Source organism: Aeromonas lacus (assembly GCF_000764665.1).
Classification (GTDB): Bacteria; Pseudomonadota; Gammaproteobacteria; order Enterobacterales; family Aeromonadaceae; genus Aeromonas; species Aeromonas lacus.
In genome coordinates this window covers 18,862-36,469 of the sequence record NZ_JRGM01000135.1, presented here as the reverse complement: position 1 = coordinate 36,469, position 17,608 = coordinate 18,862, and the positions used below count along the sequence as shown (strand labels likewise).

Below are 17,608 nucleotides of genomic sequence, written 5' to 3'. Positions count from 1 at the left end.
ACAAAGGAGCTTATGATGCGCTTTGCCTCTCTCTCTGTGGTGCTGCTCGCCCTGCTGGGTGGCTGCAGCAGCGGGCCGTCAGCACCAACGTTTGAACCCGGCACCATGGTGGCTCGCTCGCTCGGTGACTGGACCTTCGGCGCCACTCCGCGCTACGCCCTAGCCGAACAGTATCAGTTTGCCGGCGATCAGGCCGAAGGGTGGCTCGAACCCATCCAGAATGCCGTCAGTAAAGAACTCAATGGCAAGGGGTGGCAGAGCGTACCCCTTGATGAAGCGGATCTCTGGGTCGCTATCGGTGTGGCGGGTGACAAGGATATCAGTGATGGCCAGATTTTTGCCCGCCTTGGCATGACACCCGGGGTGCAGGCCGCACCGGATCAGCGCAAGGGCACCCTGGCCATAGTGCTGCTCGACCGCAAAACCCAGAAAGCCGTCTGGAGCAGCGCCATCTCGCTGGCCAGCGATGCCGCCATTGCCGATAACCAGCGCCAGGCTCTCAGCCAGCAGCTCGCAGCCAAACTGCTGGCACCTGTACCAACCCACTGACGTCCTCATCAGTTTCTTGCTGATGATTTGAATAAAAAGAGCGGCTTGTCAGATGACAAGCCGCTCTTTTTATTGGCACGCGCCGGAATTACTTCAGCTTGCAGGTGAGCAGGGTGACCCCTTTCTGGGTCAGCAGCGCCTGTTTGTCCTGATTCCAGAAGGTGGTCACGCCGTCGGAATATTTGGCACCGTTATCCGATTCGACACGGCCAAGCTTGTGATAGACCCCGGCATAGGGGAACTGCACCATGTCAGCCTGAGCGTCATAGGTAATGGCCAACAGCTCTTCCCCGCACTGGTACTGACTGTACTGATACTTGGTGGGTTGCGGGCTGGTGCACGCAGCCAGACCCAACAGGGGAAGCAGAGCGATCATTTTTTTCATTGCACTTTCCTTATGTCATGGCGTTATCGATGGAACAACGCTTCGGTTATCAAGCCTCAAGAATTTGATAACTATGGGTAATTTGTACCGCTTTTTCCAACATCAGGGAAACAGAACAATATTTCTCCATCGACAACTCGACCGCTCTGGCGACCTGCTTTTCTGCCAGCCCCTTGCCGGTCACCACAAAATGGAGATTTATCTTTTCAAAGACCCGGGGCACGCTGTCAACCCGCTCACCGTCGAGTTCAACATGGCAAGCCGTCACGACCTGACGCGCCTTCTCCAGAATGGATACCACGTCGATGGAGCTGCAACCACCCACGGCCAGCAACACCATCTCCAGCGGGCTGGCCCCCTCGCCCGGGTTGGCGCCATCCAGGATCACCTTGTGCCCCGATTCGCTCTCCCCGACAAACTTCATCCCTTCAACCCAGCTGACCTTGGCTTTCATCTCGCATCCTCTTTGGTTAAGCCTGTGCTCATGATGCTCCTAGCATACCCCAGCCATCACGGCTTCGGCATCTCTTCACCCGACCGGGTAACCACAGGGGCAAGATGATTGGGAGGTTAATAGATCAAAATCAACATCTCCCCTCCCTATCTTCCCTAGAATGGCTGAAGCGGCGCAGCAGGCATTACTCAAAGGGCTCTATTCAAAAGGGCGCAAAGCCTTGTCAGCACAGACAAAGGCTCTTATCCTACTGCGACTAATACAAGGAATGGCAAGAGTTGGCTGCTTGCCTGGACGCTCGAGTCCATAAAAAGACACTACAGAGGAATTCTCATGGTTATTGGCAAACCGCAAAGCGATCCCACCCTGGAATGGTTCTTGTCGCACTGCCACATTCATAAGTACCCCGCCAAGAGCACCCTGATCCACGCGGGTGAAAAAGCGGAAACCCTCTACTACATCGTCAAGGGCACGGTTGCCGTGCTGATCAAGGATGACGAGGGCAAAGAGATGATCCTCTCCTATCTCAACCAGGGGGATTTCCTCGGTGAGATGGGTATGTTCGAAGAGAACGAAAATCCCGAGCGCTCTGCCTGGGTGCGCGCCAAGGGCTCCTGCGAAGTTGCCGAGATCTCCTACAAGAAGTTTCGTCAGCTGATCCAGGTCAACCCTGATATCCTGATGCGCCTTTCCGGCCAGATGGCCAAACGCCTGCAGCACACCAGCCAGAAAGTGGGTAACCTCGCCTTCCTGGATGTAACCGGCCGGATTGCCCAAACCCTGCTGAACCTGGCCAAACAGCCGGATGCCATGACCCACCCGGATGGCATGCAGATCAAGATCACCCGTCAGGAGATCGGCCAGATCGTCGGCTGCTCCCGTGAAACCGTTGGCCGCATCCTCAAGATGCTGGAAGAGCAGGAGCTCATCTCTGCCCACGGTAAAACCATTGTGGTATTCGGTACCCGCTGATCCACTGGTCCCGGACCACTGGCTCCAAAAGGCTGCTACGGCAGCCTTTTTTGATCACCTCCCCTATAATCCCGAACGCCCGTTCCAGCTTTCGCCAAGAGAATCGCTATGCACCTTCAATGTCCCCGTTGCCGCAGCCAGCTTCATCTGCATGAAGCCTCCAATGGTCGCTACTGCGACAACAAGCACCACTTCGATCCCGCCCCGGAAGGTTATCTGGATCTCATCCCCGGCAAGAAAAACCCCAAGGACAGCGACAGCCGGGCGTTGATGCGCGCCAAGCGTCACTTTCTCGAGCAGGGCCACCAGCTGCCGCTGGTCGAAGCAATGGCCAGCCTGCTCGCCCCTCTCGAGCCGCGCGAACTGATCCATCTGGGCTGTGGCGAGGGCTACTACTGCCGCGCGCTGGCCGAACGCCTGCCGGGCTGGCAATTTGCCGGCGTCGATATCGCCAAGAATGCCATCTTTGCCGCCACCAAGGCACAGCCTGACGGCAGTTTCGTCATTGCCGATCCAGCCAAAGCCCCGCTTATGCCAAACTCCGCTGATTTGCTGCTGGTCAACGACCTCAAGCTCAAAACCGAGCAGCTGGTCAACTGGCTGGCACCGGGCGGCTATCTGCTCTATCTGCAACCGGGCCCCCGCCACCAGTGGCAACTAAGAGTCAGCCTCAACCCGATCAGCATGGAACACCCGCTCAGCTGGCCGTCCCTCGCAGGCCTGACCAAGATTGCGCAGCAACGCGCTCAATTCTCCCAGACTCTCGATCAGGGACTACGCAGTTTTATTCTGGAGACCAGCCGCCTCGGCTGGCGGGCCACTGGTGAACAGCGCCACGCGTTCACCCATCAGGGACCCGATGAACTGGAACAGGATCTGCTGCTGACCCTGTGGCAAAAACCGCTCTGATCACAGTGCGAGAGCAGGCCCACTGCTCTCGCAGACCCCCTTTGAACATCAAAACGTGATTTGGTTCACACGCTCCATCATTGCTCTCCCCTTTGCCCTCCCCCCAGCAAAAGTTAGATTAAAAAACTAACAATTTGAATTAACTAGACTTTTAAACTGTGCAAGCCTGACACACTCAACACATTCATCTCCTTATGGCGCCAATTAAACACGGATAGATTCAGCGCCAGTCAAGGTTAGGGCGCCTACCGTGTGGCTATCGGACCATTTCCGATTTAACAGAACCGATTACAGGTTCGGAAGTGTTTACATCAGAGGAATAAGCATATGAAGAAGTCTGCACTGACTATGGCCATCTCCAGCCTGCTGCTGGCGAGCGGTGCCCATGCTGCTACTGTGTACAACCAGAACGACACCAAGCTGGACATCGGCGGCCGCGCTCAAGGTGCTTACTATGGCACTGACAACAACAGCGCCGAAGGTGACCAGAGCTATTTCCGTCTGCACGTTGCGGGCGAAACCAAAATTGCTCCGGAAATGAAAGCGTTCGGTTTTGCCGAATACAACCTGCCGACTTCCGGTTCTGACAACGATGAACTGCGTTATGCCTACGCCGGTATCCAGCACGACCGCTTCGGTGCCTTCAGCTACGGTCGTCAGGATGGCCTGTTCACCAAAGCCGTTAACAACTACACCGACGTACTGCCCGAGTGGGGCGGTGACGGCCTGGGTAAAAATACCGAAGTTTTCGGTACCGGCCGTACCAATGGCCTGGCCCAGTACATCTACACCTATCAGGGTCTGACCCTGGGTGCCCAGTTCACCGGTAACAATGATCCGCAGAACTCCGGCCGCAGCGAAATCAACGAATCCTTCAACGGTAACAACCCGTATGTTGCTGGCACCACCTGGAACAGCACCGGCTCCAAAGAAGGTTTTGCCTTCTCCGCCAACTATGACTTCAACATGGGTCTGAGCCTGGGTGCCGTATACAACCAGGCAGGCAAGACTGATGAGCAGGCTAAATACGCTGCCTTCGGTGGCGAGAAAGATGCCAAGCTGATGGGTTTTGGTGCCAAGTACGCTGCTGATAACCTCTACCTGGCCGCTACCTACTCCCACGGTGAAGATCACCTGTTCGTCAAGAACGGCTACGCCGAGAAGATGGATGGTTACGAAGCCGTTGCCCAGTACACCATCGGCAAGTTCAAGCCTTCTCTGGCCTACCTGCGCACTGACGTGAAAGATGGCGCTCACGGTATCGATGATACCTACACCGAGTACGTATCTATCGGTGCCTGGTACAACTTCACCGACAACTTCAACGCCTACATCGACTACAAACTGAACCTGCTGGATTCCGTAGATGGCAAGTCCATCAACTCCCTGGGTCAGAACACCGATGACGTTGTTGCTGTAGCCCTGCAGTACAACTTCTAAGTTTTTAGAAGTCAGTTATACCTGTGAAATCAATGTCTACTGTTTGAATTTCTTCCGGCCGCTTGCGGCCGGTTTTTTTATTGCGCCTTTTCAGCACCTTGCATATAACTATCGAGCGGAGAGTCGCCAAGTGCCGCTCTCTGCATACAAAAATGGTGCACAGAAGGACATTCACGGATGAAACGACTGTTCTGGAACAAGATCTGGTGGCAGATGTGGTTGATACTGTCGCTGCTGTTGGGAAGTCTCGGTTTTACCGCCCCCGCGCAGGCAAGCTGGGACAAGAGCCTCTACCGTCAGCTCGGCCTCGCCGGCAAACTCGATCAGCAAACCTTTCGCAAAGCGCTCAATAGCTACCAGAGCGTGCGCCATAAAAACAAATCCATTCTGACCATCATCGATTACAGCAAACCATCCACCCTGCGCCGGCTGCTGGTCATCGATATGAAACGCTACAAACTGCTCTACTACACTTGGGTCAGCCACGGTCGCAACTCTGGCGAACTGGCCGCCCATCAATTCTCCAACCAGCCCAACTCGATGAAAAGTTCGCTCGGTGTCTATCGCACCGCCGAAACCTATCTTGGCAAGCATGGCTACTCATTGCGGCTGGATGGTCTGACTCCGGGCTTGAACAGCAATGCCCGCAAGCGGGCCATCGTGGTGCACGGAGCAGACTATGCCAGCCCGCGCCATCTGCTCAAATATGACAAGCTGGGCAGAAGCTGGGGTTGCCCTGCCCTTCCCCAGGAGCAGGCCAGAGCCATCATAGATACCATCAAGGGGGGGAGCGTGATCTACGCGCACGGATAAAGAAGAGGGCCAGCAATCGCTGGCCCTCTTCTTGAGCACTTGTTTTTAAATAACCGTACAGCTCGTTTTATTGACGAACGACCAGCACCGGGCAGGGGGCATGACGCACCACTGATTCGGCAACGCTGCCCACCAGCAGGTGGCTGATGCCGGAGCGACCATGGCTCCCCATCACGATGAGATCCGCCTCATCATCATTGGCCTGAATGACGATCTCATCAGCCGCGCGGCCAAAACGGATGTCAAACGTTGCGGGAATCGGCAAGGTAGCCACCAGCTCCTTGAGCTGGGTCCTAGCCTGACGCTCCATCTCGTGAGTAATCTCGACAGCAGTCATGTGCAGGATCTTGTAGCTGTCAAAACCATGCAGTTGATCGACGACGTGAACCAGCTTTAGCCGGGCATCATGGCTTTGCGCCATGAATACGGCATAGTCGAGAACCGCTTTGGACATTTGAGAAAAGTCGACGGGACAAAGCAGTGTCTTGATCGATGGCATAAGCAGTCTCCTCTACTGATTGGGGTGCTATTGAATCTCAACGAGATCATATCAACCCGATTGCAAATAACTCTCGACCCTGTCGCAAAACGAGCATTCGAAGGGATGGTTACCGCACCTTCCGGAGAGAGCATGGTGTAAAATAGAGTATCAACTCCTCCTTTTTAGCTGCCCTCAAGAGGCCGATTGTGACCATACTGCGTATCGGTTGTCTGTTGGTCTGTTATCTCTGCGCATCTCTCTTCTGCCGCGCAGAATCACTCCACGTCTATTGCGACAACTGGCCCGGTTTCTGTCAAACCGATGGACAAGGGCTCTACCTTGATTTGGTCAATAGCATCTATCAACCCCATGGTTACACCATCGTCCCCCATATTGTTCCCTACAAGCGGGCCCTCGCCATGGTAACCCGTAACAAGGGGGACATGGCACTGGGAGTCTATCAACATGAGCTGGACGATGTGCGTATGCCGGAATACCCAGATTCAGCTGACGATCTCTCTGTCATCATGCTCAAGCAGTGGCAACCGAAATGGCAGGGGGAGCAGAGTCTGGCTGGCCAGCAGGTGTTATGGCAGCGGGGCTGGGCACTGGACAAATACATATCAGTACCCATGAACTGGCATGAAGTGGACAGCTACGAGATGGCCATCCAGCTGCTTGAGAAGGAGCGTTATCGCTATTACATGACCGTCGGTGTGCTGCATGTCGCCAATCCGCCCCCCACCAGCATGAGCCGCATATTTTTGCGCTGGATCCCCACCTATCCTGTTTTTAGCGACAGCGAGCGAGGGGAAACCCTGCAGCAACTTTGGGATAGGGAGATGGTCAATCTGATCCGCAGCGGCGAGCTGGCCAATATCTATCGACGCCATCAGCTCTACGACTATTACCAGGGCTTTATCAAGGAGATGGAGCAGAAGGCAAAAGTAGCCCCCATCCGTTAAATCTTCCTACTCTTCCTGGCTGTTATGGCAATACCCCTTGGCCAGTCGGTCATAGAGGATCACGTTGACCGATGCAGCCAGATTCATGCAGCCCTGAGTCGGTACATAAACCACATCTTTCACCGCTCCATAGAGCTTGGGATCCAGGGTGCCATCCTCCGGCCCGAAGATATAAAAAGCGCGTTCCGGATGGACATAGTCGGGAAGCGGCGTGGCGCCATCGATCAGATCGACCACCACGGGCACGCATCCCTGCGGGATAAACGCCATCAGGTCATCCACCCCGAGCAGCGGGATCTTCTCCACCATCTGCTTGGTATCGGTGGCAAAGCGGCGCGCCAGCTCGAAGCGGTTGCCGGTGTAGTAGACCTCATCCACCCCGTAGCAACCCGCAGCACGCATCACGGCACCAACATTTTCCGGGGATTTGGGATTAACCAGCCCTACGCAGCAGAATGCTCTCTTTTCCATCATCTCTCCTCATCTTGCGGCGACCATTATAAGCCGCAGCGGAGTCACCGACCCGTTAAAAGTACCTCGCCAGGCTCAACGACTCGTCGCGCCATCACGGATGCCGATTTTTTGTGCGCAAACCGACAAATTTTGTACAAGTTGATAGCCAGCAAACGTTTCCCAGCAATAATGGACAAACGTTTGCAAATGGATGTTTGTCTATGACTGAGCGTGAACAAGAGATCCTCGCCCTGCTGCGTCAGGATCCCATGATTGCCCAGCAGGAGCTGGCCGATCGCCTCGGCATCAGCCGCTCTGCGCTGGCCAGCCACATCTCAAGCCTGATCCGGCAGGGGTATGTGCAAGGCAGAGGCTATGTACTGCGAGAGGGTCCCTACGTGGTGGTGATCGGCGGTGCCAATATGGATATTTGCGGCACCAGCCACGACAACCTGCTGCTCGGCGACTCCAATCCGGGCAAGGTGCGCACCTCGGCGGGTGGTGTTGGTCGCAATATCGCCGAGAATCTGGCGCGGCTCGGCAGTGATACCCGACTGCTGACTGCAGTCGGCAACGACCAGTATGGTCACCATCTGCTGGAGGTAAGCCAGCGGGCCGGCGTCGATGTGCGCCAGACTCTGGTGCTCGATGGCTACACCACCTCCTGTTATCTCAGCCTGCATGATGGCAGCGGCGAAATGAGCTGCGCCATCAACGACATGGCCATCATAGAGCAGCTCACTCCTGCCCGCCTGACCCCACTCGGTGGCTTTCTCGGCGGTGCCCGGCTCTGGGTGCTCGATACCAATCTGGCTATCCATACCCTCGACTGGCTGTTCGAGCGGCAAGGTGAGCACGCCATCTTTGTCGATACCGTTTCGGTGGCCAAGGTGGAGAAGATCCGCCCCTGGCTCGGCAAGATCCACACCCTCAAGCCCAATCGCAGCGAGGCAGAACAACTGTGTGGCATGACCATCGCCGGGCCCGAAACCTGGCCCATGGTGGCCGCCTGGTTCCACCGCGCCGGGGTCAAGCGACTGTTCCTCAGTCTGGGTGAACAGGGGATCTTCTACAGCGATGGCGAGCAGCAGGGCCACCTGCCGGTGCTGGGCAGTCCGGTGCTCAACGTGACCGGCGGCGGGGATGCCTTTATGGCTGGTCTCGCACACGCCTGGCTGCAAGAGCTCGACATTGCCCAGACCACCCGCTTTGCCCTGGGCTGCGCCGCCCTCACCGTCAATTGTTCCGATACCGTTTTTTCCGGTCTCTGCAAGGCCGCCGTTGACCGCATACTGGAGGAGTACTCATGCTGAACGCTTACCTCGATATCCAACCGGAAGTTGCCGCCGCGCTGGCCGCGGGCAAACCGGTCGTCGCCCTCGAATCCACCATCATCTCCCACGGCATGCCCTATCCGCAGAACGTGGAGACGGCCCGTCAGGTGGAGCAGGTGGTGCGCGATAACGGCGCCATTCCAGCGACCATCGCCATCCTCGACGGCCGTCTCAAGGTGGGTCTCGATGCGGGTGCGCTGGAAGCGCTGGGCCAGGCAGGCCACAGCGTGACCAAGTGCAGCCGCCGCGACATTCCGTTCGTACTGGCGCGCAAGGGGATGGGGGCCACCACGGTCGCCTCCACCATGATCATCGCTGCCATGGCGGGGATCCGGGTATTTGCCACCGGCGGTATCGGCGGGGTACATCGCGGCGCGCAGGAGACCTTCGATATCTCGGCCGATCTGCAGGAGCTGGCACAAACGCCAGTAGCAGTGGTCTGTGCGGGGGCCAAATCGATCCTCGATATCGGGCTGACCCTGGAGTATCTGGAGACGCAAGGGGTGCCGGTGATCGGCTATCAAACCGAAGAGTTGCCCGCCTTCTACACCCGCGAGAGCGGCTTCAAGGTCGATTATCGCCTCGATACCCCGGCAGCCATCGCCGAGGCGCTGCGCCTCAAGTGGGAGCTTGGACTAGCGGGCGGCGCCGTGGTGGCCAATCCCATCCCGACCGCACACGCCATGCCTAAAGCCGATATCGACGCAGCCATTGCCAGGGCGCTCCATGAAGCGGACGAGCAGGAGATCAAGGGCAAGGCGTCGACCCCCTTCCTGCTGGCACGCGTCTGCGAGCTGACTGGCGGCAACTCGCTAGCGGCCAACATCCAGCTGGTACTGAACAACGCGGCGCTCGGTGCCCGCATCGCCGCCGCGCTGTAATCAAGCGCAAATGAAAGGAGGGCCTGTTGGCCCTCCTGCTATCACATGTTTTTAATCTCGTTGCCGATGCCCTTGACGGTATCGCGCGTACCGTGACCTATCTCCTTGGTCACATCACGGGTCGTATGACCGATCTCCCGGGTGACGTCGCGAGAGGTATGGCCAATCGTTCGACCAACCCCCTTCATCTCGGCACACCCCGTCAGCAGCACGCCCGCAATCAGCAGAACGCATTTCATCTGTACTGTGCTCATGTCACTTCTCCCGGCGTTATCACAATGGCTTGGCAACCAGCAGGGTATGGCCCGGCCCCGGAATGTCGTGATCCTCTTCGACATGGAACTCGGCCTCGCGCAGACACTGGTACAACTCCTTGGAGTGGTAGAAGCGGCTATTGCCATTGGCCAGACAGGTAAAGTAGAGAGAGGTGGCATTGAGGCTGAAACTCGCTGCCTCGAACGGCTGCCGATCCCAGAACAGCTCCAGAATGCACAACCTGGCCCCCTCCTTCATGCTACTTCTGATCCGCCGCAGCATGGCCACAATCTCGTCATGGCTGAAGCAGTCGAGAAACTGGCTCATCCACCAGATGTCCGCCTCAGCGGGCAACGCTTGCTCCGACAGCAAGTTGACAGGATAACCCTGAACCCGCTCGGCAAGCCCCGCGGCCCGGATCTGCTCGCTGGCCATGGCAATCTGCTCGGGCAGATCGAGAATGGTCACCTGCAATTCGGGGCTGCGCCGGGCACACGAGATGGCCCACTTGCCGGTATTGCCCCCCAGATCGTAGAGGTGACGCGGCTCGTATCCAAACACCAGATCCTGCGCCTGCTTGAACGCCCAGTCCGAATAGAAGTGATCGAAACGAAACCAGCTGCTTCGCGCAGGCTCCGGCAGATCCTTCAGATGGGCATAGAGATTTGACCAGTCGCCAAACTCCTTGAGCCCGGCAGGCGTGCCACTTTCGATGGCCTGCTGCAGGTGGGCAAGGGGCTTGTAACAAACGTGCTGGACAAAATCCATGTTGACCCGGGTCATGGGGTCGCTCAGCAGATAGTGACCCACCTTGTCCAGCAGGTAGCACTCCCCGTTGAGGTGGCAGATGCCGCCCCCCAGCCCCATGTCGAGCAGTACACTGACCGCATACTCGGTCAAGCCGGTCGCCTCAGCGATCTGTGCAGCGGTCGCCCCTTGCCGCTCTTTGGCTAGAAACGCCAGAATGCCGAACTCGCGCAAGCTCCAGGCAGCCTGAAACAGCATGGGAGCAAAAGCGATCCGCTGGGCCTGGCTGATGGCATCCAGAGCGTTATGACGATCCGACTGATAATGATTCAAGAGACACCGACCTTACTTGTTGCTGCTGGCGCGATTCAATTCGAGTTGAATGGCCTGGTTCAGACCGTTAATCCAGCGGTTATAAGTACGGTGAATTTTTCCTTTACCCTTATCATTTAAATTGACACTACTCACATAATTAATGGAATAGTTAGTTGTGTTATAGGGAATGCTGATATTGGCCTGATGTTGACGAACCTGAATATGCCCCGTAATTAACCCTGGACGCTCTTCACGCATTACCCAAGTCTTGCTAACACCGGCATTAATAATGGCGCGAGAAACATCCTGTTCGCTGAGGTTGGACGGAACCAGACTATTGGTCATATTCATGACCGGCTGGGAAGTTGAACAACCGGTAACCAACAGCAGTGTTAATGCGCTGATAATAATTTTGAGCATTTTCATTTTTGTAACCCTTTGTAATTGGAACCTGTCAAAGCCGACCCAATGAGACAATAAAATGTGTGTCCTTTCAATAAATAAAGGTGAGGGGGAATACTTTCTTCATACTTGTAACTTGCGTCACTGCTTGCCCCTGTTCTTGATTTGAAATGGTGGTAATATGCACGTCCTATTCAAATCCTTAACTGGAGCTGAACCACTGGTGGAGCCCGTGGTCGAGTCTCCCTGTTAGCATCACCCGGTCAAGGTTGTTTCGTGTACAAGAAGTCCTCTTTTTCCATCGTTGAAAGCTGCGCGCTGGCGCCGGGTCTCACCACCCGGGAGCAGTGGCAAGAGTGGGCGAAAGAGGGTATCTGGCAAACGCAATCGCCTCTGGCAACGCCCCATATCCCCATGATGGTGGCGCGCCGCATGAGCCTGGGTAGCCGCCTTGCGGTAGAAGTGGCACTCGATATGATGTCGCGCCATACGGTAGAGGGTGCCGTGTTTGCCAGCCGCCACGGAGAGCTGGATCGCTCCATTGGCTTGCTGACAGCACTGGCACAGGCGCGCAGCCTCTCCCCCACTGATTTCTCCCAGTCAGTACACAACACTGCTGCCGGGCTCACCTCCATTCAGGGCAAGCAGCCCATCCCCATGAGTTCGCTGGCGGCAGGTAGCGGCACGTTTGCCGCCGCCCTGCAGGAGGCCATCGGCATGCTCGCCGACGGTATGGAGCGGGTACTGGTAGTGGCCTTTGAGGGGGTGCTGCCGGCATTTAGCCAACCCTGGCTCGGCGATGAACCGCCGCCCCATGCGGTGGCGCTGTTGCTGAGCCGGGGCGATGAGTGGCAGGGGAATGCGCTGGCGACGGACACTGGCGCAACCGGCAAGAGCGATGCACTCGCGTGCTGGCGCGCCTTGCTGGATGACATGCCAGAATTTCGGATCACCGACGGTCGCAGGGGGTGGCTATGGCAGCGCAATTGAACCGGCTCTGGCGCCTGATTGGTACCATGCTGGGATTTACCCTGTTCGGAATTGGCTGCCTGCTGCTGACGCTGGTCTGGTTTCCACTGCTCTGGTTATTGGTGCGCGGGGAAACGCGTCGCCACCTTGCCCAAAGCACCATCAGAATAAGTTTTCGTTTTTTCCTCAATGTGCTCAGGCAATTAAGGGTGCTGGATTATCGCTTTAACAATATGCCCCAGCAATTGAGCGGCGTATTGGTATTGGCCAACCATCCCAGCCTGCTCGATTATGTATTGCTGGCTGCTTACATGCCGGAGTGTGACTGTATTGTCAAAGAGGCGCTCTGGCATAATCCGTTTGTCGCCGGCATCGTGCGGGCAGCCGGTTATATTCCCAATGCCGCGGCCGAAACATTATTACCGGTATGTTGTGAACGCCTGCAACAAGGTGCAGTACTGCTGGTTTTTCCGGAAGGCACCCGCACAACCCCCGGCGAGCCGCTGCAACTGCAGCGCGGCGCAGCCCATCTGGCCGTCCGTTGTCAGGCCAGGCTGCAACCGGTTCGCATTCACTGCTCGGCCCCGTTTCTGACCAAACAGCACAAATGGTTCCATGTTCCCGCGCACAAGCCACTCTTTACGGTAGAGTTTCTGCCCCAGTGTCAGGCTCGGGATCTGATGCCGCACGAAGAGGCCCCTTCGCTGGCCGCGCGGCATCTCACTCACTATTTCAAACGGGTATTGAGCCCGGCCCAATCCGCCTCTGTATGGACTCAAGATGCAACAAACATTAACTGAAGAAATCAAACAACTGATCATCGACAGCCTCAACCTCGAAGGCATGACGACTGCCGATATCGACACCGACGCCCCGCTCTTCAATGACGGTCTCGGGCTCGACTCCATCGATGCACTGGAGCTGGGACTGGCGATCAAGGGACGCTACGGCATCGTGCTCTCGGCTGATGACGAGAATACCCGTCGTCACTTTGCCTCTGTTGCAGCCCTGGCTGCCCTCGTCAACCAGCAGCGGGGATAATCGCCATGACCAGAGATGAGATCTTCAACGAAATTCGCCGCGCCCTGGTTGAGCTGTTCGAAATCGACCCCGAAGACGTCACCATGGATGCCAAACTCTACCAGCAGCTCGAGCTCGACAGCATCGACGCCATCGATCTGGTGGTGCACCTGCAAAAACTGACCGGCAAGAAGATCAAGCCGGAAGAGTTCAAGTCAGTGCGCACCGTCGCCGACGTGGTTGACGCCGTCGAACGCCTGCTCGCCGAGTAATGCGTCGCATCAACCTGCTGGCGGGAGCCCTGCTGCTGCTCTATCCCCTGCTGGTCTATCTTGGCCTGTCGCACGGGGAGAGAGGCCTGCTGGCTCTGCTGCTGTTGCCTCTGTTTGCCATTCGCCTGTTTGCCGGCACAGCCCTGCCGGGCGCGTGGCGCTGGGCGACCCGCTGGCTCGGGGCCATTGGCCTCTTGCTGATCGGCCTCAACCTCTGGTTTCGCGAGCACGACTGGCTGCTGTACTACCCGATTGCCGTCAACGCGACCCTGCTGGGAGTGTTTGGCTGGAGCCTCGGTCAACCTATGACCCTGGTTGAGCGGCTGGCCCGCCTCACCACGCCGGATCTGCCGGAGCGGGGAGTTCGCTACACCCGCAAGGTGACCCGGGTCTGGTGCCTCTTTTTTATCGGCAACGGCCTCTTTTCTGGCTGGACAGTCTGGCACGGCGATCTGGCGCTCTGGAGCCTCTACAACGGCCTTGTCAGCTATCTGCTGATGGGCGCTCTAATGGGCGGTGAATGGCTGGTTCGCCAGCGCGTCATGAAACGGGATAGCGCATGACCCTGCTCGATGAACTGCTGCAGGCAGATGGCAACCGTGTCGTCACCTTCGATGGCCAACGAGCGTGGACGCTGGCACAGCTGCGCCAGCGCGCCTTGCTGCTCGCCCGCCAGCTCGCCGTAATGCCGGCGCAGCGCTGGGCTATTTGCACCGGCGACAGCTACCACTTTTGTCAGGCGCTGCTCGCCTGCGCCATGGCTGGGCAAGCCGTAGTGCTGCCCGGCCACCAGCGCCTCGCTGGCTTGCAGGAGCTGCTGGATCAAGATGCCTTCGATGGGCTGCTTTGCGATGAACCGCTGCCGCTCTCATGCACCGTGCTGCGCATCGAGGCCGTTACAGCCGGCGAGCCATTGCCAGCCACGGAAGCGATAGCGACGCTGGCCCCCGAGATCACCCTCTACACCTCGGGTTCTACCGGCCAGCCCAAGGGGATCACCAAACCCTGGCCGCTGCTTGAGGTCGAGGTCCGAACCCAGATCGCCCTGTGGCATCAGCACCTTGAAGGAGCGCGACTCTTCTCCAGCGTCAGCCATCAGCACATCTACGGCCTGCTCTTTCGCATCCTGCTGCCACTGGCGCTCGGCATTCCGTTTGCCCGCAGCCAGACCGACTACCCGGAGCAACTGAGCGGCCAAAAGGAGCCATGGGCACTGGTCAGCTCGCCCGCCTTCCTGTCACGGCTCGATCCAGCCCTTGCGGGCAGCAGCAGCCGGCTGATCTTCTCCTCCGGCGGCCCGCTCGCCTATGAAGATGCACGCCAGTGCGCTGCGCTGCTCGGCTCCTTGCCGGTGGAGATATACGGTAGCAGCGAGACCGGCGGCATCGGCTGGCGCCAGAGCTCTGCGCCCGATATCCCCTGGACCCCTTTTGCCGGTGTCACTGTAAGCTGTGACGAAGAGCAGACCCTGCTGCTGCGCTCACCCTTTATGGATGAAGCCGAGCCTTGGGTCGGCAGCGATCGCATCGCCCTGTGTGATGATGGCGACAAAGGCACGGCAGGCCGTTTTCACCTGCTTGGCCGACGCGATCGCATCGTCAAGCTCGAGGAGAAACGAATCTCGCTCGACGATGTCGAGCTGCGCATCAAGGCGCTGGAGGGGGTACTCGATGCCGCCGTCTTGCCCCTTGAGCAGGGCGGACGTCAGGTACTTGGCGCCGCACTGGTGCTCAGCCAAGAGGGAATGCAGAGCTTCACCCGCCTTGGCCACGGCGCCTTCTTGCAACAGCTGCGTCGGCAGCTTCGTCCGTGGCTCGAGCCGGTGGCGCTGCCGCGCAGCATCAGACTTTTTCAGACGTTGCCCCTGACCGGTGCGGGTAAACGCGACGGTGTGGCGCTGCGTCAGGCATTTGACCAGACGCCACTGCAACAACCCGGAGTACCCACCTGATGAATAGTTCACTGCTGCCCGCCCTGCAGGCACGTCAGGCCACCTCCGATAGCGTGCAGCTACTGCTGCACCTGAGTGCCGATCTGCCCTGGTTTGCGGGCCATTTTCCCGGTGCGCCCCTGCTGCCCGGGGTCACCCAGCTGCAACTGGCCATTCACTTCGCCCGCGCAGAGAACCTGCTCACCGGCGAGTTTCAGGGAATGGATCAACTCAAGTTCCAACGCCCATTGCGCCCTGACGATCGCTGCTGGCTGATCTTGCGCGCTCATGGCGACGGCCAGCTGCGCTTTGAATATCGTCTCGGCAGCGCAGAGGATGTCGATACACTGCCGCTCGCCAGCTGCGGACGGGTCAAGCTATCGTGACGCCCTGCATCATCATCCCCTGCTACAACCACGCAGCCCCTCTCGCGGCTGTGCTACGTGAACTCGCGCCGCTCGAACTTCCCTGCCTGCTGGTCGATGATGGCAGCGAGCCGGCCGCCGCCGCCCTGCTCGATCAGCTGGCAGCCGAACATGCAGGCTGGGTCACGTTACTTCGCCATCCGCACAACCGTGGCAAGGGGGGGGCCGTCAAGACGGCGCTGCTGGCTGCCAGAGCGCGCGGCTTCAGCCACGCCCTGCAGGTCGATGCAGATGGCCAGCACGATCTCTCCCGCCTGCCGGATCTGCTGGCCGAATCGGAGCGCTTCCCGCAAGCGCTGATCTCCGGCGCCCCCGAATATGACGAGACGGTGCCCAAGGGTCGCCTCTACGGCCGCTACCTGACTCACGTCTGGGTCTGGATCGAGACGCTCTCCTTCGAAATCAAAGACAGCATGTGCGGCCTTCGCGTCTACCCGGTCGAGGCGAGCTGCGAACTGCTTGAGCAGTGCCCCCTCGGCGAGCGGATGGATTTCGACATCGAAATCATGGTGCGCCTGCACTGGCGCGGCGTGGCGGTGCGCTTTATTCCGGTCAAGGTGCACTACCCCGAGAACGGCCTCTCCCATTTCAACCCGCTGCACGACAACCTGCGCATCTCCTGGATGCACACCCGTCTGGTGCTGACCCTGCTGCGTGACGGAGCAACCAGCCTGCTGCGCGTCCCCGGCCAGCTGTTAACACGCGGACGGGAACACTGGTCGCGCACCCCGGAGCGCGGCACCCTGCTCGGCATCCGCACCATGCTCTGGAGCTACCGGTTGCTCGGCCGCCCGGGTTTCAGGGCCCTGCTGCTGCCTGTCATCAGCTACTTCTGGCTGACCGGGCGCAGCCAGCGCGAGGCTTCCCGCGACTATCTTGCGCGCCTCACCGCACGCGCAGCCGAGCTCAACCAGCCGCTGCCCGAGCCGGTGGGGAGCCTGCGCCACTTCCTGCGCTTTGGCGAGGCGGCGCTCGACAAACTGGCCGCCTGGCGCGGCGATATAGGTCTCGACGACATCGAGCTGGTGAACCCGCACCATTACGAGGCTGCTCGCGGCAAGGGAGCCCTCATCATCGGCTCCCATCTGGGCAATCTGGAGCTGTGCCGCGCCCTTGGCAGCAAGGCGCAAGGGGTACGCATCACGGCGCTGGTCTTTACCCGCCACGCCGCCCGCTTCAACGCCCTGTTGCAGGAGGTGAACCCCGACTCCGGCCTCAATCTGGTGCAGGTGCAGGAGCTGGGGGCCGATACCGCCATCATGCTCAAATCGCGCATCGAGGCGGGGGAGTGGGTGGTGATCGTCGGTGATCGCACTTCGGTGACCAAAGAGAAGCGGGTGGTCTGGGCCGATTTTCTCGGCGCTAAGGCCCCCTTCCCGCTCGGCCCGTTTGCGCTGTCGGCCATCCTCGGCTGCCACACCTACCTGATGTTCGGGCTGCGGGAGCAGGGGCGCTTTCGGGTGCATTTCGAGCCGTTCGCCGATGGCTCGCCCCTGCCACGCGCCGGACGCCAGCAGCAGCTCGAGGCGCGAGTGCAACACTATGCCAACCGGCTGGAACACCACTGTCTGCGTGCGCCGCTGGAGTGGTTCAACTTTTTCGACTTTTGGCATCTGACCGATGAGCAGGACTGATCA

At 58.5% G+C, this 17,608-nt stretch carries 23 protein-coding genes; 16 read left to right on the top strand and 7 right to left on the bottom strand.

All coding sequences use genetic code 11. From position 1 onward, the window contains the following. Positions 1 to 15 precede the first annotated feature (15 nt). Complete coding sequence (locus tag LG31_RS0111490; protein ID WP_033114603.1) at positions 16 to 549, top strand: DUF4136 domain-containing protein; 534 nt, start codon at positions 16 to 18, stop codon at positions 547 to 549. 88 nt (positions 550 to 637) lie between these two features. Here LG31_RS0111490 and LG31_RS0111485 read toward each other — a convergent pair whose 3' ends face one another. Beyond that, positions 638 to 934, bottom strand: coding sequence for an MliC family protein (locus LG31_RS0111485; RefSeq protein ID WP_033114602.1), 297 nt, complete (start codon positions 932 to 934; stop codon positions 638 to 640). 49 nt (positions 935 to 983) lie between these two features. Further along, on the bottom strand, positions 984 to 1,388 hold the full coding sequence (locus tag LG31_RS0111480) for an OsmC family protein (RefSeq protein ID WP_033114601.1): 405 nt from the start codon (positions 1,386 to 1,388) through the stop codon (positions 984 to 986). A gap of 333 nt (positions 1,389 to 1,721) precedes the next feature. Here LG31_RS0111480 and crp point away from each other — a divergent pair, with 333 nt between their 5' ends. The 4 genes from crp to LG31_RS0111460 all read left to right on the top strand — a co-directional run bounded on the left by crp (position 1,722) and on the right by LG31_RS0111460 (position 5,522). Then, complete coding sequence (gene crp / locus LG31_RS0111475) at positions 1,722 to 2,360, top strand: cAMP-activated global transcriptional regulator CRP (RefSeq protein WP_005335304.1); 639 nt, start codon at positions 1,722 to 1,724, stop codon at positions 2,358 to 2,360. A gap of 108 nt (positions 2,361 to 2,468) precedes the next feature. Next, entirely contained in the window at positions 2,469 to 3,269 is an 801-nt protein-coding gene (locus tag LG31_RS0111470; RefSeq protein WP_033114600.1) for a putative RNA methyltransferase, read from the top strand. Positions 3,270 to 3,596: 327 nt separating this feature from the next. Then, the gene (locus LG31_RS0111465) at positions 3,597 to 4,709 is read left to right on the top strand and encodes a porin (RefSeq protein ID WP_033114599.1); all 1,113 of its coding nucleotides are present in this window, start codon (positions 3,597 to 3,599) and stop codon (positions 4,707 to 4,709) included. Positions 4,710 to 4,886: 177 nt separating this feature from the next. Further along, positions 4,887 to 5,522, top strand: coding sequence for a murein L,D-transpeptidase catalytic domain family protein (locus tag LG31_RS0111460; RefSeq protein WP_033114598.1), 636 nt, complete (start codon positions 4,887 to 4,889; stop codon positions 5,520 to 5,522). A gap of 67 nt (positions 5,523 to 5,589) precedes the next feature. Here LG31_RS0111460 and LG31_RS0111455 read toward each other — a convergent pair whose 3' ends face one another. Beyond that, entirely contained in the window at positions 5,590 to 6,021 is a 432-nt protein-coding gene (locus LG31_RS0111455; protein ID WP_033114597.1) for a universal stress protein, read from the bottom strand. Between the two features lie 194 nt (positions 6,022 to 6,215). Here LG31_RS0111455 and LG31_RS0111450 point away from each other — a divergent pair, with 194 nt between their 5' ends. Beyond that, positions 6,216 to 6,968, top strand: coding sequence for a substrate-binding periplasmic protein (locus LG31_RS0111450; protein ID WP_050513454.1), 753 nt, complete (start codon positions 6,216 to 6,218; stop codon positions 6,966 to 6,968). 6 nt (positions 6,969 to 6,974) lie between these two features. Here the strand turns inward: LG31_RS0111450 and LG31_RS0111445 are convergent, their stop codons facing one another. Further along, positions 6,975 to 7,439, bottom strand: a complete 465-nt coding sequence (locus LG31_RS0111445) for an RNA methyltransferase (RefSeq protein ID WP_033114596.1) — start codon at positions 7,437 to 7,439, stop codon at positions 6,975 to 6,977. 203 nt (positions 7,440 to 7,642) lie between these two features. Between LG31_RS0111445 and LG31_RS0111440 the strand changes: the two genes are divergently transcribed. Both LG31_RS0111440 and LG31_RS0111435 read left to right on the top strand, forming a co-directional pair. Further along, positions 7,643 to 8,734 carry a PfkB family carbohydrate kinase gene (locus LG31_RS0111440; RefSeq protein ID WP_033114595.1) on the top strand — a complete coding sequence of 364 codons (1,092 nt, stop codon included), beginning with the start codon at positions 7,643 to 7,645 and terminating at the stop codon, positions 8,732 to 8,734. Next, complete coding sequence (locus LG31_RS0111435; RefSeq protein WP_033114594.1) at positions 8,728 to 9,636, top strand: pseudouridine-5'-phosphate glycosidase; 909 nt, start codon at positions 8,728 to 8,730, stop codon at positions 9,634 to 9,636. Before LG31_RS0111440 ends, LG31_RS0111435 begins: the two co-directional genes overlap by 7 nt. A 41-nt stretch (positions 9,637 to 9,677) precedes the next feature. Here LG31_RS0111435 and LG31_RS0111430 read toward each other — a convergent pair whose 3' ends face one another. The 3 genes from LG31_RS0111430 to LG31_RS0111420 are packed head-to-tail and all read right to left on the bottom strand — an operon-like array spanning position 9,678 to position 11,379. Further along, complete coding sequence (locus tag LG31_RS0111430; RefSeq protein WP_050513450.1) at positions 9,678 to 9,890, bottom strand: hypothetical protein; 213 nt, start codon at positions 9,888 to 9,890, stop codon at positions 9,678 to 9,680. Between the two features lie 19 nt (positions 9,891 to 9,909). Beyond that, positions 9,910 to 10,971, bottom strand: a complete 1,062-nt coding sequence (locus LG31_RS0111425; protein ID WP_033114593.1) for a methyltransferase — start codon at positions 10,969 to 10,971, stop codon at positions 9,910 to 9,912. Positions 10,972 to 10,983: 12 nt separating this feature from the next. After that, positions 10,984 to 11,379 carry a hypothetical protein gene (locus tag LG31_RS0111420; protein ID WP_033114592.1) on the bottom strand — a complete coding sequence of 132 codons (396 nt, stop codon included), beginning with the start codon at positions 11,377 to 11,379 and terminating at the stop codon, positions 10,984 to 10,986. A gap of 252 nt (positions 11,380 to 11,631) precedes the next feature. On the opposite strand from LG31_RS0111420, the gene LG31_RS0111415 reads away from it, so the two are divergent. The 8 genes from LG31_RS0111415 to LG31_RS0111380 are packed head-to-tail and all read left to right on the top strand — an operon-like array spanning position 11,632 to position 17,605. Then, on the top strand, positions 11,632 to 12,345 hold the full coding sequence (locus LG31_RS0111415; protein WP_033114591.1) for a beta-ketoacyl synthase chain length factor: 714 nt from the start codon (positions 11,632 to 11,634) through the stop codon (positions 12,343 to 12,345). Then, a complete protein-coding gene (locus LG31_RS0111410) occupies positions 12,330 to 13,124 on the top strand; it encodes a lysophospholipid acyltransferase family protein (protein ID WP_050513449.1) in 795 nt (264 codons plus the stop codon). The genes LG31_RS0111415 and LG31_RS0111410 overlap by 16 nt, the downstream gene beginning before the upstream one ends. Beyond that, complete coding sequence (locus tag LG31_RS0111405) at positions 13,105 to 13,365, top strand: phosphopantetheine-binding protein (protein ID WP_033114590.1); 261 nt, start codon at positions 13,105 to 13,107, stop codon at positions 13,363 to 13,365. The genes LG31_RS0111410 and LG31_RS0111405 overlap by 20 nt, the downstream gene beginning before the upstream one ends. 5 nt (positions 13,366 to 13,370) lie before the next feature. Beyond that, positions 13,371 to 13,616 (top strand): acyl carrier protein, encoded by a 246-nt coding sequence (locus LG31_RS0111400; RefSeq protein WP_033114589.1) that lies wholly within the window; start codon positions 13,371 to 13,373, stop codon positions 13,614 to 13,616. Further along, positions 13,616 to 14,179 (top strand): COG4648 family protein, encoded by a 564-nt coding sequence (locus LG31_RS0111395; RefSeq protein WP_033114588.1) that lies wholly within the window; start codon positions 13,616 to 13,618, stop codon positions 14,177 to 14,179. The genes LG31_RS0111400 and LG31_RS0111395 overlap by 1 nt, the downstream gene beginning before the upstream one ends. Beyond that, a complete protein-coding gene (locus tag LG31_RS0111390) occupies positions 14,176 to 15,567 on the top strand; it encodes an AMP-binding protein (RefSeq protein WP_033114587.1) in 1,392 nt (463 codons plus the stop codon). The genes LG31_RS0111395 and LG31_RS0111390 overlap by 4 nt, the downstream gene beginning before the upstream one ends. Further along, a complete protein-coding gene (locus LG31_RS0111385; protein ID WP_033114586.1) occupies positions 15,567 to 15,932 on the top strand; it encodes an ApeI family dehydratase in 366 nt (121 codons plus the stop codon). Before LG31_RS0111390 ends, LG31_RS0111385 begins: the two co-directional genes overlap by 1 nt. Then, positions 15,929 to 17,605 carry a glycosyltransferase family 2 protein gene (locus LG31_RS0111380; RefSeq protein WP_033114585.1) on the top strand — a complete coding sequence of 559 codons (1,677 nt, stop codon included), beginning with the start codon at positions 15,929 to 15,931 and terminating at the stop codon, positions 17,603 to 17,605. The genes LG31_RS0111385 and LG31_RS0111380 overlap by 4 nt, the downstream gene beginning before the upstream one ends. Positions 17,606 to 17,608 lie beyond the last annotated feature (3 nt).